The 23,835-nt window shown below is 50.8% G+C and carries 17 protein-coding genes and 1 pseudogene; 4 read left to right on the plus strand and 14 right to left on the minus strand.

The window, feature by feature from the left end; translation table 11 throughout:
- Both E1189_RS23865 and E1189_RS09505 read left to right on the plus strand, forming a co-directional pair.
- Positions 1-758, plus strand: a 758-nt coding sequence (locus tag E1189_RS23865; RefSeq protein ID WP_230460295.1) for a hypothetical protein, incomplete at its 5' end; no start/stop codon positions are given.
- A gap of 203 nt (positions 759-961) precedes the next feature.
- Positions 962-1,447, plus strand: coding sequence for a hypothetical protein (locus tag E1189_RS09505; protein ID WP_230460296.1), 486 nt, complete (start codon positions 962-964; stop codon positions 1,445-1,447).
- Between the two features lie 49 nt (positions 1,448-1,496).
- Here E1189_RS09505 and E1189_RS09510 read toward each other — a convergent pair whose 3' ends face one another.
- The 5 genes from E1189_RS09510 to E1189_RS09530 all read right to left on the minus strand — a co-directional run bounded on the left by E1189_RS09510 (position 1,497) and on the right by E1189_RS09530 (position 8,333).
- Positions 1,497-2,681: a CaiB/BaiF CoA transferase family protein gene (locus tag E1189_RS09510; RefSeq protein WP_155159840.1), complete on the minus strand. Its 1,185-nt coding sequence runs from the start codon at positions 2,679-2,681 to the stop codon at positions 1,497-1,499.
- Between the two features lie 230 nt (positions 2,682-2,911).
- Complete coding sequence (locus E1189_RS09515) at positions 2,912-5,056, minus strand: 3-hydroxyacyl-CoA dehydrogenase NAD-binding domain-containing protein (protein ID WP_155159841.1); 2,145 nt, start codon at positions 5,054-5,056, stop codon at positions 2,912-2,914.
- Positions 5,057-5,070: 14 nt separating this feature from the next.
- Positions 5,071-6,276 carry an acetyl-CoA C-acetyltransferase gene (locus tag E1189_RS09520; protein WP_155159842.1) on the minus strand — a complete coding sequence of 402 codons (1,206 nt, stop codon included), beginning with the start codon at positions 6,274-6,276 and terminating at the stop codon, positions 5,071-5,073.
- A 506-nt stretch (positions 6,277-6,782) separates the two neighbouring features.
- The gene (locus tag E1189_RS09525) at positions 6,783-7,262 is read right to left on the minus strand and encodes a hypothetical protein (RefSeq protein WP_155159843.1); all 480 of its coding nucleotides are present in this window, start codon (positions 7,260-7,262) and stop codon (positions 6,783-6,785) included.
- Positions 7,263-7,301: 39 nt separating this feature from the next.
- Positions 7,302-8,333, minus strand: coding sequence for an AraC family transcriptional regulator (locus E1189_RS09530; protein WP_155159844.1), 1,032 nt, complete (start codon positions 8,331-8,333; stop codon positions 7,302-7,304).
- A gap of 124 nt (positions 8,334-8,457) precedes the next feature.
- Here E1189_RS09530 and E1189_RS09535 point away from each other — a divergent pair.
- A pseudogene (locus tag E1189_RS09535) lies at positions 8,458-8,667 on the plus strand (AMP-binding protein); the annotation flags it as partial.
- 2 nt (positions 8,668-8,669) lie between these two features.
- Here the strand turns inward: E1189_RS09535 and E1189_RS09540 are convergent.
- From E1189_RS09540 to E1189_RS09565, 6 genes are all read right to left on the minus strand, one after another.
- The gene (locus tag E1189_RS09540; RefSeq protein WP_155159846.1) at positions 8,670-11,507 is read right to left on the minus strand and encodes an FAD-binding and (Fe-S)-binding domain-containing protein; all 2,838 of its coding nucleotides are present in this window, start codon (positions 11,505-11,507) and stop codon (positions 8,670-8,672) included.
- Entirely contained in the window at positions 11,507-12,181 is a 675-nt protein-coding gene (locus E1189_RS09545; protein WP_155159847.1) for a LutC/YkgG family protein, read from the minus strand. The genes E1189_RS09540 and E1189_RS09545 overlap by 1 nt, the downstream gene beginning before the upstream one ends.
- On the minus strand, positions 12,178-13,602 hold the full coding sequence (locus E1189_RS09550; RefSeq protein ID WP_329601965.1) for a LutB/LldF family L-lactate oxidation iron-sulfur protein: 1,425 nt from the start codon (positions 13,600-13,602) through the stop codon (positions 12,178-12,180). Before E1189_RS09550 ends, E1189_RS09545 begins: the two co-directional genes overlap by 4 nt.
- Positions 13,595-14,371, minus strand: coding sequence for a (Fe-S)-binding protein (locus tag E1189_RS09555; RefSeq protein ID WP_155159848.1), 777 nt, complete (start codon positions 14,369-14,371; stop codon positions 13,595-13,597). Before E1189_RS09555 ends, E1189_RS09550 begins: the two co-directional genes overlap by 8 nt.
- Before the next feature lie 158 nt (positions 14,372-14,529).
- Positions 14,530-16,320, minus strand: coding sequence for an AarF/ABC1/UbiB kinase family protein (locus E1189_RS25900; protein ID WP_196221355.1), 1,791 nt, complete (start codon positions 16,318-16,320; stop codon positions 14,530-14,532).
- Between the two features lie 123 nt (positions 16,321-16,443).
- Complete coding sequence (locus E1189_RS09565; RefSeq protein WP_230460297.1) at positions 16,444-17,376, minus strand: M14 family metallopeptidase; 933 nt, start codon at positions 17,374-17,376, stop codon at positions 16,444-16,446.
- Positions 17,377-17,447: 71 nt separating this feature from the next.
- Here E1189_RS09565 and parC point away from each other — a divergent pair, with 71 nt between their 5' ends.
- Positions 17,448-19,697 (plus strand): DNA topoisomerase IV subunit A, encoded by a 2,250-nt coding sequence (gene parC, locus E1189_RS09570; protein WP_155159850.1) that lies wholly within the window; start codon positions 17,448-17,450, stop codon positions 19,695-19,697.
- A 63-nt stretch (positions 19,698-19,760) separates the two neighbouring features.
- Here parC and E1189_RS09575 read toward each other — a convergent pair whose 3' ends face one another.
- The 3 genes from E1189_RS09575 to E1189_RS09585 all read right to left on the minus strand — a co-directional run.
- A complete protein-coding gene (locus E1189_RS09575; RefSeq protein WP_230460298.1) occupies positions 19,761-21,038 on the minus strand; it encodes a hypothetical protein in 1,278 nt (425 codons plus the stop codon).
- Between the two features lie 225 nt (positions 21,039-21,263).
- A complete protein-coding gene (locus tag E1189_RS25760; RefSeq protein ID WP_155159852.1) occupies positions 21,264-21,992 on the minus strand; it encodes a CDP-6-deoxy-delta-3,4-glucoseen reductase in 729 nt (242 codons plus the stop codon).
- Between the two features lie 168 nt (positions 21,993-22,160).
- Positions 22,161-23,835: L-lactate permease (locus E1189_RS09585; protein WP_230460299.1), on the minus strand; the 1,675-nt coding region annotated here is incomplete at its 5' end.

The following is a 23,835-nucleotide window of genomic DNA, read 5'->3' on the forward strand; positions in this document are numbered from 1 at the left end:
ATACATCCGGCTATGAAGTTAAAAGCTGGATTAAACAGGTTGGGAACCATTTCCGTTTAACAGTTTATCTGCAAAGCACCCTGGACCCAGCTGTTAATACAAAAGTTGAAAAAGAGTTTGATAAAAATAACTTTTTTGAGGTTATTGGCGATATTGTGCTGGAGCTAAAAACTGTCATATCCCCTACCCTGCCAGATTATGATGTTGAAGATCACCGTGTCACATCAGTGCAAAGCTATGACGACTGGCAAGTGATTTCCTCTGGTATCTCTCTGTTCTATCAAGGGCGAGGAGGTGAACAAATGCAGCCTGTTACAGAAAAACTCAAAATAATGAAACAAGAGGGGCGCGACAGCTATCTTGTTGATGGTTTGCTTTCCTACATCGCTTCATTGAATTATTTGCAAACTGGCAGCGAACAAGAAAAAGAAAATGCTCTGCAACTGGCAAAGGATGCTTTTAACAAGGATCCACGATGTGATATCGCCAATGTCACTCTGGGTCTGGCTCTGCTTTTAAACAACCGTGGGGACCAATCCTACCCTTACCTGTACTACGCTTCCAAGAGTACCCCCAGTCCACTTAGTTTTTACCTGTTGAGCATCGTTGATGGGCTTTCCCAAAACCCTCGTGGCTCGTCACATTACCATCAGTTATTTACCGAATTACAGAAAGAAAAAACCGGTGAAATCTATGATCTGATGGAGCGCCTGCAAAAAACAAACATTTTACAAACACAGGATTTTCATAAGATTTAGGCCTCTGTTTTACCCGCTGCAAAGAGTACAGCAGCCCTTGTCCTATAAGGCTTAGGGCTGCCTCCAGCACCTCACAGATTGCCCATTTTCTCTTTAGTTTTTGTTTGTTCGGCAAGCCAAATGTCTTGCGTCAAAAAGCAGCACTCTCGCTGGCGGCATAGTTCGGCCCATCAATTTACGCTACTCTCGCAAGGGCCTCGAACATGTCCAATATGCTGAAGAAAATTCATTTCCCTATTATTCCTCTACAGATCTTCCTGTTCATTTTCTGGTTTAAGAACGGTTTCATCGACAAGGTAATGGGAATCACCCTGGGTGTTGTAACTCCTGAGACCGCTTATCAGGGTGATACCTGGCAGGGCTGGGCTGGTTACATTATTGGTAACTGGGACAAGTCTCAAGTGGGTCATGCCGTACTGAGCCCATTCTTCCCAGCTCTGTTCCCTGTTGTGGTTCTGTTGCAGTGTGTGCCATTCATTCTGGCGGCCATGTCCATCATCGGTGGTGAATTCCTGCAGGGCAAAGATCGCGTTTGGTTGATGCGTGCCGCGGTTGCTTCCCTGTTCGTTAACGGCGCGATGCTGTTCAGTCAGACTCTGTCTGGTGCTTCCGACGGCCAATACCTGTGGCAACTTCTGGGTCTGGGCATGATTGCTATCATGTACATCGACAATCAGAACAAGAAGTGAGATTCAAAAAAAGAGAAGGGTGCGTCCCTTCTCTTTTTACGCCTTCAATTTACCCGCACACGCCCTCTGCAATTAACGACTCGATATCGCTGTTTCCATAACCCAGCTTTTCGAGAACGCTTTGATTATCTGCTCCCACCTTTCCTCCTCCCTGTCGATATTCCGCATCCGAGCCTGAAAACTTTATAGGGTTAGCAATCTGCTTAACACTTACGTTTTCATCCACAGTCACATCAACAATCAACTCACGCTTTTGCACCTGTTCATGGTTTACCGCTTCTTTTAATTCAAGAACTGGCTCAACACAAACATCAAGCTCTCCAAAAAGTGCTGTCCATTCTGCAAAAGTGCGGGAAGAGAAGACACTTTGAATATCACGTTTCAATTCAGCCTGAGCCTCTCCCGACATGTTCATGGCGCGAGCCGTCCACTCAGGATGCCCCAATGCCTGAAACAAACCCATGGCAAACTGTGGTTCCAAACTGCCCACAGAAAACCAGCGATCATCACTTGTTTGGTAATAGTCGTAAAAGATGCCGCCATTCAACATCTCTTCCCCGGCTTTGGGTGACGAGTCGGATGCAAGCCCGGCAGCACCAGACATAGCATTCAGAGCAAAAGCACAGTCTGTCATACTGATATCCACAAACTGTCCTTCCCCTGTCGTCTGACGTTGAATGACAGCAGCCATAATTCCCATCACCGCATGGTGGGAGCCACCGGCAATATCTGCCAACTGCGTGCCGGAGAGAACGGGGCCGGTATCTTTCCGCCCACTGTAGGAGGCCAGCCCGGCAAGGGAAAGGTAGTTAATGTCGTGGCCAGCACGATCTTTCAGAGGGCCGGTCTGGCCATAGCCGGTGATAGAGCAGTAAATCACTTTCGGGTTGATAACTTTCAAGTCATCGTAACCCAATCCAAAACGCTGCATCACACCGGGACGAAACTGTTCAATTACTACATCATACTCCTCCATCAGCTTGCGCACGATGTTCACCGCTTCCGGCTTTTTCAGGTTCAGTCCGAGGCTTTGCTTGTTACGGTTCAAAGTCGCGTGAATGGCGGAGATACCTTTGGTGACAAAAGGAGGCATATTGCGCGCCAGATCAACACGGCCAAACGCTTCAACCCTCAACACTTCCGCTCCCATATCAGCCAGCAACTGGGTGGCATAAGGCCCAGGCAGCAGGGTGGAAAAATCGAGAACTTTTAAACCAGCCAGTGGGCGCACCATGATTGTCTTCCTTCTTATTTGCTAACAGGAGTTTAAGCCGCCATAAACATGGGAGGAATTGCTCATTGTGTCAGAGAAGTTGGCCACAACCATTCACCAGATTATGAGGAAGCAATGGTTTGGGTACTTAAAAAACAGTTATTCAAAACTGAAAACCGGGGCAGACATCGTTTACCTCACAGGCCTGCAACTTTCATCGCAGGCCTCGGGTTGCAAGGTTTATAGCTGGGTTAGTCCTTGAAAGTTTCTCCCTTCGCGGCCATATCTACCAGCAGTGCCGGAGGTGCAAACCGCTCGCCATACTGGGCAGCCAGCTCGCTGGCACGGGTTACAAACTTCTGCACGCCGTATTGGTTAATGTACTGCAGTGCACCGCCACTCCAGGCCGCAAAACCGATACCGAAGATAGAACCGATATTCGCGTCCCGCACAGAGGTGAGCACCTTCTCGTCATAGCAACGAGCTGTTTCCACAGCCTGAATAAACAGCAGGCGCTCTTTAATATCTGTCAGAGGCATAGTGGCTTCGCCCCCGAACATCTCTTTCAAACCGGAAAACAGGCTTTTCTTACCCTTGGATGGGTAATCATAGAAGCCACCGCCTGCCGCACGGCCCGCACGCTCAGCAGAGAGCATACGGTCAATCACTGCTTCCGCAGGATGTGGTGTGTAGGGTATGCCTTCCGCTTCCAGATCTTTGATAGTCTGGTTACGGATCTTAGCAGTGAGCTCCAGACTCACCTCATCAGCCACACCCAGAGGACCAATGGGCATACCCGCCAGCAGTGCGGCGTTTTCGATAGCTGCTGCAGGTACGCCTTCACCTAACATGGCCACACCTTCATTGAGGAAGGTGCCAAATACGCGAGAGGTGAAAAAACCACGGCTGTCGTTCACAACAATAGGGGTTTTGGCAATTTGCAGTACAAAGTCGTAAGCAAAGGCCAGAGTTTCATCGGAGGTTCTCTCGCCGCAAATAATTTCTACCAACGGCATTTTGTCCACAGGGGAGAAGAAGTGCAGTCCTATAAAGTTATCAGGGCGTGCGCTGGCTTCTGCCAGACCGGTAATGGGCAGTGTTGAGGTATTGGAAGCAAACACCGCAGAGCTTTCCAGCCGGGTTTCAGCCTCCTGAGTCACTTTAGCTTTGAGATCACGATTCTCAAACACCGCTTCGATAATCAGATCACAACCTTTCAGATCATCCGCAGAGGCTGTAGGCAGAATACGGGATAGAATCGCTTCGCTCTTTTCCGGCGTTGTGCGACTTCGGGAAAGGCGCTTCTTGAGCAGCTCTTCGGAGTAAGCCTTGCCTTTCTCCGCCGCTTCCTGAGACACATCTTTCAGCACCACATCAATGCCTTTGCTGGCACAGGACCAGGCAATCCCCGCGCCCATCATACCTGCACCGAGGATACCTACCTTCTTCACAGGCCTTTGTTCAACATCCTTTGGGCGACGTGCTCCAGCCTTGATTTCATTCAACTGGAACCAGAAGGTGCCAATCATGTTCTTGCTCACCTGCCCGGTAACCAATTTGGTGAAGTAGCGGGATTCAATACGGGTGGCTGTTTCAAAATCCACCTGTGCACCTTCCACTGCCGCGCTCATAATGGCTTCAGGAGCGGGGAAACAGCCTTTAGTTTTATCCCGCAGCATGGCAGGTGCAATAGCCAGTTTCTGGGCCATGGCCGGGCTGCTGGGCTTACCCCCAGGGAGTTTGTAGCCTTTTACATCGAAAGGCTGAGTGGATTTAGGGTTAGCTTCAATAAAGGCAACAGCCTTGGCCAGCAGGTCATCTTCATCGGTCGCCAGCTCAGACATCAGTCCCATTTTCAGTGCCTTGGAGGGCGCCAGCTGCTTGCCTTCCATCAGTAGTGGGAATGCTGCTTCCAAACCCAGCAGGCGTACGGTGCGCACCACACCACCACCGCCGGGAAGCAGGCCGAGGGTGACTTCTGGCAGGCCAACCTTGATCTTATCGTTATCCAGACACACACGGTGGTGAGCGGACAGGCAGATTTCCCAGCCACCACCGAGTGCGGCACCATTGATAGCAGCAACCACCGGCTTCCCCATGGTTTCAATCTGACGCATATTGGCCTTCAGGCTTTCCACCATCTGGAAGAACTCTTCGCTCTGGGCGGGGGTGACGGTGTAAATACTGTTCAAGTCACCACCGGCGAAAAAGGTTTTCTTGGCAGAGCGGAAGATTACGCCCGCTACTGAGTCGGCTTCAGCCATCAGCCTTGCAGTGACTTCAGCAAAGCTGTTCTGAAAATCACGGTCCATCACGTTGGCGGAACCGTTGGGGTTGTCCATGATCAGGTGGACGATACCCTTGGCGTCTTTTTCGTAACGAATAGCATTAGACATTGTGGCTCCCTCCCTTATACGCGCTCAATGATGGTTGCGATACCCATGCCACCACCTACACAGAGGGTGACCAGACCATAACGCTGCTGACGGGCCTCCAGCTCATCCAGCACCGTACCAACAAGGATCGCCCCCGTAGCGCCGAGGGGGTGCCCCATGGCAATAGAGCCTCCGTTTACGTTGATCTTTTCCCAGGGAGCACCTGTTTCTTTCTGGAAGCGCATCACTACAGAGGCAAAGGCTTCGTTCACTTCAAACAGGTCGATGTCGTCGATGGAGAGGCCTGCGATGTCCAGTGCCTTCATGGTGGCGGGAGCGGGGCCGGCAAGCATGATGGTGGGATCGGTTCCCACAACTGCGGTGGATACAACTTTAGCACGGGGTTTAATACCCATTTTCTTACCAGCTTCTTCACTGCCCAGCAGCAGAACCGTTGCACCATTGTAGATACCGGACGAATTACCGGCATGGTGAACGTGCTCGATCTTTTCAACCTGTGGATACTTTTCCCGGGCTACGCTGTCGAAAGCCATTTCCCCCATCATCTGGAAGGATGGATTCAGGCCGGACAACCCTTCAACGGAACAATCCGCACGTACCAGCTCGTCTTTCTCGAGAATGGTGATGCCGTTGGCATCCCTCACAGGAATAATAGATTTTTCAAACGCGCCCTTCTCCCAGGCGACTGCCGCCTTTTGGTGGGATTCTGTGGCATAAGCATCTACATCTGTGCGGCTGAAACCGGCCAGAGTGGCAATCAGATCAGCACCGATACCCTGAGGCATAAAACCGGTGTTAAGGTTGGTTTCCGGGTCCATTGCCCAGGGGCCGCCATCACTGCCCATTGGTACACGGGACATGGACTCCACACCACCAGCAACCACCAGGTTCTCCCAGCCAGAGCGGACCTTCATAGCTGCAAGGTTCACGGCTTCAGCACCGGAAGCGCAAAAACGATTGAGAGTGACACCACCCACATCATCCTTCCAGCCAGCAGCCAGTGCAGCGGTTTTGGCAATATCAGCACCCATATCCCCCACGGCGGTGACACAGCCCAGCACGATGTCATCCACATCGGCAGTATCAAAGCCGTTGCGCTCCTGCAAAGTGTTCAGCAAGTCGGCAACCAATGTCACGGGTTTGACTTCGTGCAATGCGCCGGTTTTCTTACCACGGCCACGCGGTGTGCGGATGGCATCGTAAATATACGCTTCGTTCATTGTGAACTTGTCCCCCTCCATGCATTTGTGCCATACAACATAGCGGAGGCAGTTAAAGTCACAATGACCAAAGCGGACAGTGGGGGTGGCGTAAGAAAACAAGAGCCTCATCCAGAGGGATTTTTCCTCAGTTTCACACTCAAAAACACTGACAGGATGTCATAACTTACCAGCCAGGGCAGGAGAAGCTCAGCATGGCATGGAAAGCTGTGGTCACGGTATTACGCAAGCCTCGACGCCTTTACAGGCCCAATCGCCTCAGTCAAAGCGCTCGGCACTCTCTCTTCGGCCTGAGCCTTGTGGATAGTCGCTTTTCCATGAGATTTGAGCTCCTGGAACACACTTCCCTGTTACATACTGCTTTATCTTAGAATTAGTGGGCTATCAAACATGGCAGAGTCATTCAAATTTTTTTATTTTTCTAGTTTGGACGTGGACGACTTGGTACAGCGGGAAAAAACAGCCCACACAAGGGGCTGTCTGGTTGCAACATAATATGGCAAGAGTTAGTGACGGGCAGAGTCCCCCGGCAAGCTTTCGAGAATGGTTTCCATCGCTTCTTCTCGTGTACAGCTCACATCAATCTGCCTGATCTCTTCGGCATCCTCATGCTGGCTGACAAACTCCGCCATACTGCGGGCAAAAGTTTCCAGCATTTCCTGGATGGCTTCCGAGTGTTCGATCAGGTTCTGATCAAATTGGACGACAAAGATGGGATTATTTTCGCTGTCATCCCGGTTGGTTTCATAGAGCCCCTGACGAAAGTGGTCGTCATCGCTCAAATCGGCAAGGGCAAAAGAGCGGGTTGTGATTTTAGATTGCAGAACTGACATCAACTCCAGTGCATCAGCCCCCGATACCATGCCCTCCTGCAGGCACTGGGTAATAAACTCCTTGGGAGTCTGCTGCGAGGAACGAAACTTATCCAGAAGCTCCTGATGGCGATACACTCCTGTATCTGAGCTGGGGCTTTTCTTATTTATCATTGGTGTGCTCCCCTCCTTTCGAGATTTCAGTGTACCTGTCTACTCGACGAAAAGGGAAGTCCGTTCTTCTCGCCAGGCTCCGGGTGTCAGGCCCGTCCACTTTTTAAAGGCGCGGTGAAAGGTGCTGGGCTCCGCAAAACCAGTGACTTCGGCAATATCATTGATCGACATATCCTGCCGCAGCAAGTGATACACAGCGATATCCCTGCGGATGCTGTCTTTGATCTCCCGATAGGAGTTGCCTTCCCCCTTCAAGCGACGCCGTAAGGTTTGCGTGGACATATTCAAACCACTGGCAATCTCTTCAAAAGAAGGCAGCTCTTCATAGCGAGTGTTCGACAACCGGCGGCGAATTCGGGAGGAAAGGCTATCGTCATGGCGATAACGGGTGAGCAGATTACCGGGCAATTCCGCCAGAAAGTCACTCAAACTGCGAGCATCCTGCACAACGGGCATGGCAAGGTAGCGCGCACCGAACACAATCAGATTACGGGGCTGATTATAGTTGCGGGAGCAGGGAAACAGCAGACTGTACTCATCCACCTCCCTGGGCTCTGAACAGCAAAAATCCACTCTGTTTAACAACAGGTGACGCCCAATCGTCCAGCTACCCCAACGCACCAGACAAATCATCAGTGATTCAATCAGGAAGTGGTCGTCCTGCTCTCCGGGTTCAACATGGTCAATCGCAACCCGTACCTCTTCCCCCTGACAGGAGAAGCTGAAGCGTACACTTGTGGACACCATGGAAAAAAACTTGAAGCAGCAGCGCAGCGCATCTGTCAGCGTGGCGCTGGTGATGCAGGCCCGAGCCATCATATTGAAAGCCCCCAGCGGCACAGGCTTTCCAGACAGGCCAAAAAACTCGTCTTCCAGCTCCATACATACCAGCTGAATCAGTTGGCTGAAGGTTTCTGGCTCTGCACGCAGTTCAGAGTTTTGAAGAATCGCAGGATCTATACCGGCCCGCTCAAGCAGGGCCGTACAGTCCCCCCCTCTTGCGGCATACCCGGAAAGACTTGAGCGAACAAAAATACTGGCAATCGTTCTGGTGGGTCTTTCGTCTTTCATTATTATTTCCCCCGAGCTGGCTGAATTGTTTCATCGCTGGCAGCTGCAGGCAACCCGCAGCGCCTGATTAGCCATTGGCTCTCGAATATGATGTACTGAGAAAAACAATAATTTACCTGCCGGTAGCCGTATAGGCATTCAGGCTAAAAACTGCGCTAAGTGGTTTATCACCGATTTGGCGATCATGATGAGCGGCCATATCAGCGTGCCTCTTTATCCCGGCCAATCTCCGCAAAACCTGCACTACATTATTGGGCATGCAGATATCTCCATTATGTTTGCAGGTCGTCTGGAAAGCCGGGCGGTTGTTCAGGAAACTATTATCTGGAACTGACCTTACGACGTACACCTGTCCAGCAGATACGCCACCGAGTGATAAGGCACGCCACTATGGTGGCTCAACCCAATCTCACAGGTACGATTTGCCGACACACCCTCTCGACACGCCTGTGGCACCTGAGCCTTTAAGGGCGCCAGGGCACTGGCGTTCAGCTCTGGCGTAGTGAAGCCTTCATCTCCCGCAAAACCACAGCAAGTAATGCCCTCGGGCTCCACCATATGGGATGTACAACGGCTGACAATAGCTTTGAGCTTCTCGGCACCATCAATCTTCTGCAGGCTGCAGGGAGCATGCACCATGACCGGTTCATCGGTTTGCTGAATGTTCAATTCATCCAGCAGATACTCGTAGGCAAATTCCACCAGATCATAAATCTGCAAACCGCGAGCACCATCTTCTTTGCGTTGCTGGCCTGTGCAACTGCTGGTATCGGAAATCACCGGCCATTCACCATGATAGCTGGCCTCCCACAAAACCTGATGGAGCTCATCCGCTTTGTATTTCCCAGCGTCTGGCTGCCCTTTGGAGACAAAAGGCTGGCCACAGCACAGTGCAGAAATCCCTTTTGGAATAATCACCCGGTAACCTGCCTTTTCCAGCAAACGTTTAACGACGACGGTTTGAGGTTCCTGTTCAAAATCCATACGTGGAGGTGCCATATTCCGGCTGGCACAGCTGGGAAAATAAATAACAGTCTTTCGCCCCTCAACTTCAGGAAGAGTTGGTTCCTTCAGCACGAGCTGACTTGCCGCCTTGGGCATGGCATCATTCCACAGGGGAATACGTTCACCAGACAGCTTGTGCAAACCTTCAGAAATACCTGCCATCGCTCCTGTCCCCAATAGGGCATGGGCAGTATCTGCAACACCAAGGGTTCTGCGAATACCGAAGGTGACACCTGTAAAATGATCCCCCACCCATGCAGCTGCCGAGTGAAAGCCTGCATTTTTTTTTGCTCGCAGCTTCAGGGTCAGCTCACCTGTGTTAATACCAACCGGACAACGGATGGAACACAACCCACAAGCCACGCAAGTGTCCATACCCTGCCAGGCGTATTCACTCTCCAGCTCGCGAAGCCTCTGTTGATCGTCGTCTGATTTCGCTTCCCGCTGCAAACGACTGATTTCCCGCCACAACACAATGCGTTTACGGGGTGTAAGAGTCAGCGCTCGGGATGGGCACACCGGCTCACAGAAACCGCACTCTATACACTTATCCACCAGCTTATCTGCAGCCGGTAATTGTTTGAGATGAGTAATGTGAGCGTTCTTGTCGTCATTCAGAATCACACCGGGATTGAGCAGGTTTTTGGCATCGAAAAGTTTTTTTACCTTTTTCATCAGCTGATAAGCATCGCTTCCCCACTCCAGCTCCACATACGGCGCCATATTACGACCAGTGCCGTGTTCTGCTTTCAGGGAGCCACCAAATTCCACTGCCACCAGCCGTGACACGTCATCCATAAACTGGCGGTAACACTCAATCTCTTCAGCACTGTCAAAGCCCTGAGTAAATACAAAGTGGAGATTGCCCTCCAGTGCATGGCCAAAAATAATAGCTTCGCTGTACTGGTGTTTATCAAACAACTGCTGAAGTCGCAGCACGCCTTCTGTAAGTCGCTCTACCGGAAAGGCAACATCTTCAATAATGACCGTAGTACCGGTCTGACGAACAGCACCTACGGCAGGAAACAAGCCTTTGCGGATAGCCCATAACGCAGCGTATTCAGCTTCGACTTCCGTAAACGCCACATGGGCCAATACATCAAAATCACTGATAATCTTTTCTGCCGTCGCAATGTTTTTCTGCAGCGCGCTTTGGTTTTCAGCCTGGGTTTCAATCAAGAGTGCGCAGGCAGCGGCATCCAGACGATCATTTATAAAAGCAGGCAAACCGGGCTTTCCAACAACAGAAGCCATAGATCTGCGATCCATCAACTCAACCGCAGATACCGGTGCATTATGCAAATGGGTTACTGCACGACAGCAGGTGGCTACATCAGGAAAGACAACAAGGGATGAGGCTTTACCAGGGTGGTCAGGAACAGTGTTGTATGTCACCGAGGAGATAAAGCCCAACGTGCCTTCGGACCCCACCATCAAGTGAGCAAGGATATCCACGGGATCTTCAAAATCCACCAGCGCATTGATACTCAGGCCTGTGGTGTTTTTCAGACGGTATTTGTGGCGAATTTTCTGAGTCAGCTCTGTGTTTTGATGAACCTCATCAGACAGTGCCGACAAATCATCTAATAGAGACTTATGGCTTTCCCGAAACGCAGCCACGCTTTCCTCGTCGCCGGTATCCAGCAAGGTTCCATCGCCTAAAATCAGCCGAAGACTGTCAAGAGTATGGTAAGTGTTCTGGGCAACACCGCAACACATGCCACTGGAGTTGTTTGCAGTGATACCACCTATACAACAGGTGTCGATAGACGCCGGGTCAGGTCCGATTTTCCGCCCTAAAGGTGCAAGAATGGCATTGGCTTCAGCGCCAACCACCCCAACCTGAAGCGTGATTTTATTGCCACCATCAACTACTTCGTGGCCAGTCCAGCCTCCAGTGACGACTACAAGCACAGAATCGGTAATTGCCTGCCCAGACAAACTGGTTCCTGCTGCCCGAAAGGTAACCGGAACCTGTCGTTTATCAGCCTCATGCAAAACCAGCCGAATCTCCTGTTCATTCTCCGCTAACACAACCAGTTGGGGAATCATCCGATAGCAGGAGGCATCGGTTCCAAAAGCCAGAAGGCGAGATGCATCCGTCAACAGTCGTTGTTCTGGAATAGTTTTGGCAATCGCACTATAGAAACCAGTCACTGCTGTATTCATTAGTTCGCCTCATCATCAACCAGAATAACCACCAGCTCTCTGGGGCCATGTGCACCATAGGCCAAAATGCGCGCAATATCCGCTGTCTTTGAAGGGCCGGAAATCAGAAGTGCATTGGTGGGCATACCCGTTGCCCAGCCTTCCAGCCGGATAACATCGGCAAATGTACTGTGAATATCCCGGGCTTTCAGCAAAACGAAGTGCACGGGTGGTATAAGGGACATAGCGCGAGGTTCCTGAGCATCTGGCCATATCACCAGACTCCCGGTTTCAGCAATCGCGCCGCGACAAGTTGTGAGGGCTGCTGGAGTGCCAAAGAATAACTCATCTTTTATGGCTAGCGGGTTGTCACCAGTATCACGGAGAACAAAATCCGGCTCATATTCGGCCAGACGCTTACCAGGTTCTTTCTGCAAGGAGACAAGCAGATTGGAAATTTTCTTCTCCCGCAGAAGTTGCTCCAGAAGCTCAGGCCACAACCGGTCTGTCGTTCGGTGAACGTCTGCTTTGGCCGCCGCCATCATATGGCTGAACTGTTGAATGCGCTCTTCATAGTTTCTCTGGACATCCGCTACACAGCCTATGTCGTCTTCCTGCGAAAGTGGCTGAGTGTCACCTAATCCATCCCGCAAATGATTCAGAATACGGCTTCGCGCCTCAATACCTGTTGTCATAAACTGGCACCATTCTGTTTTCTATAACTCTTAACCAGGCTGTGGAGGCTTTTTTTAGCAGGCCTCGGCAAGGTGCGGTGATCTGTCCAGCCTTTCATCCTGGATGGTGTCAGACCACGGAAAAGTGTCGCCGACAGTGCAAAAGTGCGATAAAGCGCAGGAGAGCTATACAGTTTGCTCCAGCTTAACCAGGCCGCCTTTTCTGTATGAGTGTATTTGGCACCATGGCCACGAATAACAGCTTCCTCACCACTCTTCAGCTTGCGTACGCCTTCATGGCGAAGGCGGCGCAACAGGTCAGGAATCGGAATACGCACCGGACACACCTCAGAACAGGCTCCACACAAGGTAGATGCACTGGGTAAGTCTTTGGTTTCCTCAAGCCCTAACAGATGAGGTGACAGGATTGAACCGATAGGGCCAGGATATGTTGTGCCGTAGGCATGGCCCCCCAGGCGGGTATACACCGGGCAGTGGTTCATACAGGCAGCACAGCGGATGCACTGCAGCGTCTGGCGCATTTCCTTATCGGCATAGGGAATGGTGCGGCCGTTATCCAGCAGTATCAGATGAACCTCTTCCGGCCCGTCTTCGCCTTGCTGGCGGGGGGAAGAAATCATATTCACGTAGGTTGTGATTGGCTGGCCTGTGGCAGAGTTGGTAAGGAGCGTCAGTAGCGGTGGCAGGTCATCCAGAGACTCAATTACCTTTTCAAGGCCTGTCATAGCGATATGAACGTTAGGCACCGTCGTAGACATACGACCGTTGCCTTCATTTTCCACCAGCACCAGCGTACCGGTTTCTGCCACCATAAAGTTCACACCGGTCAGGCCAATATCTGCGCTGTGGAACGCTTTGCGCAGCTCTTTGCGCGCGGCCAGAATCAAGGCATCTACATCTTCTGTGTATTCACATCCGGCCAGATTATCTTCAAACAGGTGGGCGATTTCCTGCCTGGTTTTGTGGATGGCAGGCATCACGATATGAGACGGTTTATCCTCGGCAAGCTGAAGAATGTACTCCCCCATATCGGACTCAATGGGCGTTACACCTTCCTGCTCAAGAAACTCATTCAGCTCTGTTTCTTCGCTGACCATAGACTTCCCTTTGATCACGGTTTTCGCACCATGATGGCGGGCTATATCCAGCACAATCTGATTGGCCTGTTCGGGGCTTTCTGCCCAATGCACGCGAATGCCGTTATCCCGTAGCCTGGCTTCCAGCTGCTCCAGCAAGTCCGGCAGTTTTGAGAGTGCCCGTTTGCGAATACTGGCGCCTAAATCCCGCAGGCTTTGTAACTGTTCATCATCTGGAAAACGACTGCTGCGTTTATCCATCAGGAAGTTCATGGCTTCCCGGAAGTTAGAGCGTAACAGTGGGTTATTCAGATCACGATCCACTCGTTCCCGGAAATCATTCACAGCTATCACCTCCGGTTCGCCCCCAGAGATAGGACGCCAGATGCTCTCCCTTCAGCGCCTCGCCCTGATATTCCAGCGCACCGTTGATATTCATCAGGCAACCATAGTCGGCACTGATAAGCCGGTTAGCTCCAGTCTCGGTAATTGCTTTGACTTTGTCGTTTACCATTGCACCCGAGATATCAGGGTAACGCACGCAGAAGGAGCCGCCGAAACCACAACATTCAAATTCGTGGCTATGAACAACACGGGTCACATGGCTTAAGCCATCAATTAACGCCCACCCAGTGGTATGTACGTTCATCTCCCGCCGGGCGCTGCAAGAGGTATGAACGGCCACAGTTTCCGGCTCGCCTTTATCCTCCCGCTGGTAATCCAGTACATGCACAAGAAACTCGGAGAACTCAAAAATGCGCTCGGCAAACCGTCGTGCCTGCTCTTCTTCCGGCAAGCCTGCAAAGAGTTTCGGATAGTGATGATGCATCATGCCGCCGCAGGAACCGGACAAAATCACAACCGGCCACTCTTCCGCCATGGCCTGCATTTGCAGACGAGCCACCTCGCGCGCTTCATCGTCGTAGCCAGAGGTATAGGCGGGCTGGCCACAGCAGGTTTGTTGCTCGGCAAAGCACACTTCAATGCCTTCGCGCTCAAGAAGCTTCAAGGCATCAAGGCCAGCCTCTGGCTGCAAAAGATCAATAAGACAGGTGCCGTATAGATAAACGGTTTTAGGACGTGATGGGTATTGCCTGAGATGTCGCTCTGCCATAGAGAAAACCTGTATCCCCGGAACCGGGCTGGTTCGTGGATGACTGCTTTTTATTCTTATTGGAGAACAGTGTGGAGGGGTTGCGGGGTTCTTTCAAGGACTCTTTCGAGAAGTCATCCAGCACGCCAGCCTGTTGAAAACGGCGTACTGGATAAGGTTTACTGGAATCGGCTTTTACCAAGCATGGCTTTTGTTTCATCAGACACAAACTGCTCAACAGCCATTTTATAAGGCCAATATCCTGCCACGTTCTTCATTTGCTCAAGCCCTCCGCACAGGGTCATCACATTACGCATAAACGCTACGCCCGAGGGCATAATCTTCACATCATTCTTCAGAGCCTCTTGCTGTAGGATTATCACAGCCTTTTGTCCGATTCTATCCTGAAGCTCCCTCTCTGCGCTGCCATCAAGGGGCTCTTTGTCCATTTCCTTCTGATATTCAGTTAGAAGGCTGTCAACCGTTGCACTGATAATTCTGTCAACATCGACAGGATCTGGTTCCTTCTCATCTTTTCCAGACATACACTTTGACAGGACCTGCAAAACCCTCTCCAGCGCCTCTTTAAAAGACTCACCGCTAGTAGAAGCCTGCATCTGTTCCACAAGTTGAGAAGTGATCGAACGTATAGGGTAGAGGTTTTCAGGCACCAGATGCGCACCACCCCAGTCGATAAGAACCGGAAGCCCGGAAGGAGAAACCATCACGTTTGAAAAGTGCATATCGCCATGGAAATATCCACAGGCCACAATTGTCAAAGCCCAGGCTTCCGTTGCACGCACCCACGCAACCAAAGCGTCATGGGGGTTAGACTCCATGGCTTTAAGTACAGTTTCCCCTTCTATAAACTCCATCACCAGAACGCCTTTACCACTCATTTTGTCGTAAACGCCAGGGATGGTTATATCTCTCCCGAAATCTAATGTATCAAGAGCCTTTTGAGCGTATCCCATGTTGCGCCTTTCCGTACGCAGGTCACACTCCCTGGGAATACTTTTTATGTAATCAATCAGCATGTTCCGGAAAATATTCAGCCCAGGGGTACGGGTTCCAAGAGGCGTTTTCAGCAACAGATCCAGTGCGGATATACAGGCTTGCAGCTCTGTTTCAATACCAGGCTTAATCACTTTAACCGCAACTTTCTGGCCTGTGCTAAGCGTGGCTTCATAAACCTGAGCAATGGACCCACAGCCAATCGGCTTTTGGTTAAATGCCGAGAATTTGTCCTGATAGTTATCCCCTAATTGCTTCTTGAGAGTAAGTTCCATCTTACTAAATGCAACTTCTTTATTATCCTCAAGAAGATGTTTTACACCCTCCATCATCTCACCCGAGAGTTCGCCACTCATAAACAGCAGCTGCCCGACCTTTTGCGCCAGTGGTCCTGCGGTTTCCAACAGGTATTGTAATTCGTATCTGCTGAATTCTGTCCCGCCGATTTGATGAGATGCCGCACTATAAACAGCAGCACTTGCTGTTTTTGCCGCAGTATACAAACCTGAAGCTGTGTTTTTTACTGCGCTGCCCCACATCCTGGCCGAGGAAAACCAGCCACTGTTTGCTCGCTCCAGTTCTTCCTTTATCTTCTTTTCCTCAGCGCAAAACTCTCGATAAAGAGGCTCGCCTTTCTTCAACAACGTTTCTACTTTGAACCTTCTCCCTAAGGCTAAAGAGGTCCGCTTTGCTACTGGCGCGTCGTCCTCAGAGTCAGAGGATTCTGAAGCCCTCTTTACAAGGTAGGAAGAGGAGTGGGCCACTTCTCTTGATGCAAGATGGCTTCTTTCACCAGTTTCTGAAGCAGGCAGAGGCTGTAGTGTTACCAGAGGTTCACCATGGCTGACACCTACACCTGTAGACGTTTTACCTGTTATCTCTTGAGATGCACTGAGAGGAGCAGCAGGGAAGGTGTGTGCCGTTAAATCCGCAGAGAGTTTTCGTTGAGAATCCACAATCATGTCCTTTAATAAGTTGAGGTACGTCCCAGTTAGATGGAAATGAATTGTGGTTTACTGCATTAAAACCGTTAGCAGGCCTGACAAGGCTGTCAGGCTCCTACTCAGGGAAGATCAATTTTATCGGTTAAGCAGAAAGTCCAACCCACCAGATACCGCGGCCACCTGAGCGGCATTGCACTCTTCAGGGGTTGCGCGAGGGCTGTCGGGGTAAACCTCTGTGGTGGTTACATAGGGAGCGTCAGTCATACCTCCACAGAGAAACAAATCTTTCTTGGGGTAGTGAATCACACCTTCCTGCATCACCTTGCTACCGATAATTTCACCCTTGTCGTCTGCTGGCGCGATATGAGTCACTGCTCTTACGGCATCAATAATGGCCTTTTGGAATTCAGGCTGGCTACGGGCTGTATCATCTACGGTATAAAAGCCATCGGGAATATGCTCACTGGCTGTATCGAAGGGTTTACCGTCACGGGCCATCAGAGCGGGGCGGAACTCATACTTATCAGAATCGGTGGTTTCGTGCAGGTCAAAATGCACCAACCATTCCACACCCTGAGAAGCCACAAATGCCATAGCTGCCGCCGCTTCCTCTGAAGGGCTGTTGTCCATAAAGGAACGGTTAGGGTCCACACATCGGGGATTCCAGCGGTTGATGGTTTCGTAACCCCAGGGGCTGACACAGGGCAGTACCAGAAAATCAAACTGGTTCTTATAACCCTCAGCCTTTTGATCCAGAAACGCCATCGCGCCCTGTACTCCGCTGGTCTCATAACCATGAACACCCCCGGTAATCAGCACTTTCGGGTGTTCACTGCTCCAATTCTGGCTTTTCAGGGCAAATAACGGGTAGCGGTTTTTGTCATAACTCAAGGCACCATACTGAATTGCTTCAAAACGCCCGGACAGAGCTTTGATTTTCTCGAGCACTTCATCGGCATAGCTGCGTTTGATAGTCGTTTGCTCAAGCCACCGGGCCTTATCACTGTCGTTCCATGGTTGGCCGGGTGTACCGACAAGGTGGAAAGGTTGACGCATTGGTTGGCTCATATACAGATTCCTTACAAGCTGGCAAAATCGTTGCCATTATACTGTGCAGTTTTCCCTTTACGGATACCCTGATGACGGACCAGATCGTAATCGGCGACGATGGCGTGGAGCGCCAGTCGCTGAAGGCCTATACCGAAATGGCCTACCTGAATTACTCAATGTACGTAATTCTGGATCGAGCTCTTCCCCATATTGGCGATGGCCTCAAGCCGGTTCAACGACGCATCATCTACGCCATGAGCGAGCTTGGCCTGAAGAACAGCTCCAAGCATAAAAAATCCGCCCGCACCGTAGGTGACGTGCTGGGTAAATATCACCCTCACGGTGACAACGCCTGCTACGAAGCCATGGTACTGATGGCTCAGCCATTTTCCTATCGCTACCCGCTGGTTGACGGGCAGGGTAACTGGGGCTCACCAGACGATCCCAAATCCTTCGCGGCCATGCGTTACACCGAAGCACGCTTAGGCAAGTATGCCGACGTATTACTGGGCGAATTGGGTCAGGGCACGGTGGAGTGGACGCCAAACTTCGATGGCACACTGGACGAACCTGTCACCCTGCCCGCCCGCTTGCCTAACCTGTTGCTGAACGGCACAACCGGTATTGCTGTGGGCATGGCTACAGATATTCCGCCTCATAACCTCAAAGAAGTCGCTGCCGCCTGCGTACACCTGTTGGATAATTCAAAGGCTTCGCTGGATGATATCTGTCAGCACATCAAAGGGCCGGACTTCCCCACTGATGCTGAAATCATTACTCCGGCCGCTGACATTCAGAAAATGTACAGCACCGGTCGTGGCAGTCTGCGCATGCGTGCAGTCTATATCAAGGAGCAGGGCGATATTATTATCACGGCCCTGCCTCATCAGGTGTCCGGCGCTAAGATTCTTGAACAAATTGCCGACCAGATGCAGAAGAAAAAGCTGCCCATGGTCGCCGATCTCCGAGATGAATCGGATCACGAAAACCCAACCCGTCTGGTGATTACTCCACGCTCCAACCGAGTGGATGTTGAACAGTTAATGAACCACCTGTTCGCCACCACAGACCTGGAACGTACCTACCGGGTGAACATGAACATGATAGGCACCGATGGCCGCCCTCAGGTAAAAGCCCTCGATGCCATGTTGAAAGAGTGGCTGGCTTACCGTCAGGCAACCGTCACCCGTCGTCTGGAATACCGTCTTGAGAAGGTGCTTGGTCGTCTGCATCTGCTGGAAGGTTTAATTACTGCCTTCCTGAATATTGATGAAGTGATTGAGATTATCCGTCATGAAGACAACCCCAAAGCCGAGTTGATGAACCGTTTCAAACTCAGTGATCGTCAGGCTGAGGCCATTCTAGAACTGAAACTCCGCCACCTGGCCCGCCTGGAAGAAGAAAAGCTACGTGCAGAGCAGGGTGAGCTGAACAAAGAGCGTGAGTATCTGGAACTAACCCTCAGTTCCGATCGCCGTATGAAGACTCTGATCAAGAAAGAGATCAAGGCCGATGCCGAGAAGTTTGGAAACGATCGTCGCTCACACATCACCGTGCGTAAAGAAGCTCAGGCTCTCTCTGAAACCGAGCTGATGAGTGCTGATCCGGTTACGGTGGTTATGTCCGCTAAGGGCTGGGTGCGTGTGGCAAAAGGCCATGATATTGATCCGGGCAAACTCAGCTATAAATCAGGGGACAGCCTCGGCCTGACAGTAAAAGGTCGCAGCAATCAGCCAACAATATTCCTCGATTCCACCGGTCGAACATACACAATAGCCACCCACACGCTACCTTCGGCGCGGAGTCAGGGAGAGCCATTGACAGGCCGTGTTAATCCACCAGCAGGTTCCACCTTTGAAGCGGCAGTGATCGATGAGGACAACGCTCATTACCTGCTGGCCAGTGACGCAGGCTACGGCTTCGTGACCAGGTTTTCGGATATGACATCTCGCGCCAAAGCGGGCAAAACCACACTTACGCTACCAAAGTTCACCCGCGTTATGCAGCCAGTGAAAGTGGAGGATGTGGAGAACCAACTCGTTGCCGCTATCAGCAATGAAGGCCGCATGCTACTGTTCCCGCTGAAGGATCTGCCGATGTTGTCCCGTGGTAAGGGTAACAAGCTCATTAATATTCCTTCTGCTCGAGCATCCAGTCGAGAGGAGTTCATGGTTGCCATGGCTGTTCTTGGGGAGCACCAGAGCTTGACAGTGTATGCAGGTAAGCGTCACCTGACGCTGAAATCAGCCGATCTGGATCACTATCGTGGCGAGCGTGGCCGCCGGGGTAACAAACTGCCCCGAGGATTCCAAAAAGTGGATAGCGTTGAAGTCAGCTAATTCAAAACCCTGTCGCCGTGCTTCAGAGTGATCTGAGTGTACGGCGATGGAGTCGGGCACTTACTATCTTTTGGCACTTTTTACGGTGACGGGGTGCATGAGCTCGTCGACCCCAAATTCTGTGTACATCTTGCTTCGAGGTATGATCTGAACGACATCTTCCTTATATATATTATCCAGTACATGCCTCACCCGTCTCTGAATGCTGTCAGACCACCCCAGTAGCTCGTCTTCAACGGTCACAGCTATTTCTTCAGCCTCCGGGGTACGAATACTTTCCGATTTACCTTTTTTAGGAGCTACTAAGGAGCCTACCGGCCTTCTTCTTTTGGCTCCGGCACCAATCCGTTTATGCTGCTCCCTATGCATTGCATCCACGGCAAGGATATGGGCCATTCTAGCCTTAATAAACTCCTCTCCCGCTCGTTTCAGATGAATTTCTCCAAGATCCAATCCGTACAGATGCTTTTCCTCCTCGTCCTCAGCACCATGAATCTCCGCGATAATTTCTACAACGGAGGGGTGGATAAACTTATTCCCATTGTATTCAAAAAAGTACGAACCACCGTAGACCCATCTGTTCTCAGTTCTGGTTGAAGGGCTACCGCTCGCGCTGTCATGTAACACAAAGCTACCGGTGAAGTATGAGGTTGAAGGTTGATAGAATTGTTCAGAATAAGATAATCCCAACAACTCTTTTGGAGGCTGAAAAGCCGCAAGGTTCACATAGTTTTTCCCATTATGCACACGAACTGGAAACTGCTTGGCTTTCGAGGAATCCTCCTCTTCCACTGTAATCTTATCTACAGCATCAAAAATACCTTGCCCCTGTTTGGGCTGGTTCATAAAGTATCGCATAACCGCAAGAAGAAACGGGTGGAATGGAGAGTAAACATCAACCTCGCTGAAAAGGTCTTCCTCATAAAAGTGCCCTTCTACGGCCCTTTTTTGACTTTTCCTCTTTTCTTTGAGCTTCTTCAGAGCATAAGCCCCAAAGAAGTCTGTAAATGGGAAAAATTCTCCAGCCGCACCTACAGTGTCATTAATACTCAGCTCACTCTCAACATGAAGAGGTAAAACAAAAGCTTTGCCATTACCGAAGTCAAATAGCACATCCAATGTTTTCAGCCTCAAAGCCTCTTCATCCAGAGCTTCATGACGGCCATCGTCAAAATACTCCCGCTTACGTTCACCGGAAAAGACAGGCACATAAGAGATGGTTACAGCATGGCCAAACATCTCTGTATGGATAACTTTTGAGAATTCGGGATAATACGTTCCATCTCCCGGATAAATGCCGAAACTCCCCACTTCGCGACACTCCACTGTTCGCTGTATCATTCCTACTTGTGCTTGATTTCCGTGGGAAGCATACAGCGCACTGGAAAGAGCGAGTGCGCAGAGGCAAGATACTATGTCGACTCTGATGGAGGGAAAGCACTTCATGTCGTGTATACCAGCTATTAAAAGCAGCAAAAAGACGAAGGCTTGAGATTAGCAGAGTGTAAACAGACGAGATAAAAAAGTGCCGCCGGGCACGACACTTTCTCAATCATTAGCGCTGGACTATTTGCGAGGGCAGTAAGCAAAGACGTCGGAATGGAAACTCTCTTCAGGGAAGCCGGCTTCTACCAAAGCGTCCACTGTTGCATACACCATATCCGGTGAGCCACTGATGTAGAAGTGTGCGCCTTTCAGTTGTTCTTTGTCGTCCAGTACAGCTTTATATAGAAGCCCATGGCGACCATTCCAGTCGCCTGCAACATCTGGCTCGCTTACAACAGGGTGATAGTTCACACCTTTTTCGCTAGCCCAGTAGATAGGCAGACTGGGCATGTAAAAGCCGCTGGGCTGGCGTGCCCCCCAGTACAGATGAACAGGGTGCTTATGCTCTGTCAGGAACGAGTGCTCCACCATGGCTTTCATCTGAGCAAAGCCGGTGCCCGCAGCAATCAGCACCAGAGGCGCATCAGGACATTCCCCTAAATGGCAATCACCATTTGGCAGCCTGACTGTAACCGTTTCAGCACTTTCCAAGTGAATAATGACTTCGCGGGCACGCTCGTGACCTGGCACACACTGAATATGCAGCTCCAAAGTACGGCCATCTGTTGCAGCAGAGGCGATGGAATAAGCACAGGGAGAACCTTCTGGCATCATCAATTCCAGATACTGCCCTGCGGCCCATCGTAAAGGCTCCTCACCGGTCGCTTCCAGAATAATCTGGTACACATCACCGGCAATCTTACTGATTTGCTGAACTTTAACTTGCTGCTGTACTGCTTGGCCCGACACTGGCTACCCCGATAGAAACAATTCTCAATTGCAGTTTTCCTGCAGACGCATAGTACCGAGCCAAGGCCCTTACAAGCAATGGTTTGTATACTTAACGTAAAAATGTGCCGCAGTGACAAGCACTGCAACACATCCTCTCTACAACAGAATATCTGCAGAGTTTATGAATTAACCGCCCCAAACGAAGGCGATAGTGCCCGCCAGCATGGCGTAACCCAGAGCGACAGGCATAGTCTTACGAATAATCTCGGACTCACGGCCAGACATACCCACAACACTTGCCGCTGCAACAACGTTCATAACGCACATCATGTTACCAGCGTTGGCACCAATACCCTGCAGAGCCAGAACCAGCGCGTGGTTCATACCAATACTGTCGGCAACAGAATACTGCATGCCGGAGAACATCATGTTGGAGAAGGTGGCAGAACCAGAGAGGAATGCACCAAAAATACCAACCACAGGAGCGACCCAGTGCCAAATGTGGCCCATGCTATCAACAAGAAAATGTGCCAAAGCCACTGGCATGGAACTCAGACCTTCAGAGTTCGCCCCGGAGTTCAGGAAGATCTTCACCATAGGCACAGAAGCACCCAGAGAGATCATAGTAGGGACCATGGCCTTCACAGAATCCACATAGGCACCCACAAAGCTCCTGGAGCGCATACTGAACAACAGGAATGCCAGCAGGCTCACTACACAGAAGAAAACACCCGGAGCATAAAAAGTCTGGAAGCCAGAGGCCAGGCCTGTACCCATCAGATGTTGCCAGTTAAAGGAGAAGCTCAGCAGCAGGCTTTTGAAAGGGTGAACCACACGGGACAGAATCAGCAGAGCAGCCATCACCAGATACGGTGTCCACGCTGAAAATTGAGAGAATCTGGCTGCATTGGCAATGCTTTCGGGAGTCTCTTCCGTGGTCTGGACCTTGCCTGCAAAGTCATGCCAGGGTGTAGCTGGCAGCAGGAAGCCCTTTTTGGCCGCAGGAATCACGATAGCCATACCGATCAGTGCACCGATAACAGATGGGAACTCAGGGCCGGCAAAGTGGTTGATCAACCATGCTGGGCCAGTGAATGCCAGACCGGAGAAGATTGCAAACTTCCAGATGGCCAGACCTTCCTTGAAAGACTTGTTACGGCCAAAGAACCCCGTCAGTACGCATACCATCACCAAAGGGATCAGGGATCCGGTAATCAGGTCGATGGTAATCATCTTGGTCGCAATCACCTGCGCAAAATCAGCAAAGGTCGCATGATCGCCCAGCTTGGCAATTTCGCCTGCTGCCATGGATGCACTGCCAGTGCTCAGACCTTTATCCATACCAAACAGAACAGGCAAGCCGATGGCTCCAAAGGACACTGCTGTAGAATCTGCAATCAGGGCAACAGAGGCCGCCGCCAGAGGTGGAACCCCCAACATCACCAGCAGAGGAGCACCAATGGCAGCCGGAGTACCGAAACCAGCCGAACCTTCGATGAAGGAACCAAATAACCAGCAAATGATAATCGCCTGAACACGGGCATCAGCACTGATGTTTGTGAAGCCTGCTCGAATAGTGTCCATTGCTCCGGACGCTGAAAGGGTCTTCAAAAGGAAGATTGCACCAAAGATGATGGTAAGAGGAGTCAGACTGTCCAGAAGACCTTGAAGAATAGAGGCCTTTAACACCAGCACATCCATTTTCCAGACAAATGCCGCAGCCAATGCAGTCAGCACGGCAGAAACAGGCATAGCTTTGGAAGCAGGCATTCGCATCAAAACCAAAAAGATCAACACCGAAAGAATTGGCGTTGTCATTGCAATAAATTGAAAAAAGTCCACCCAATAACCTCTGAACGAC

Origin of the sequence: Parendozoicomonas verongulae, from assembly GCF_009711465.1 — a bacterium.
GTDB lineage: Bacteria > Pseudomonadota > Gammaproteobacteria > Pseudomonadales > Endozoicomonadaceae > Sansalvadorimonas > Sansalvadorimonas verongulae.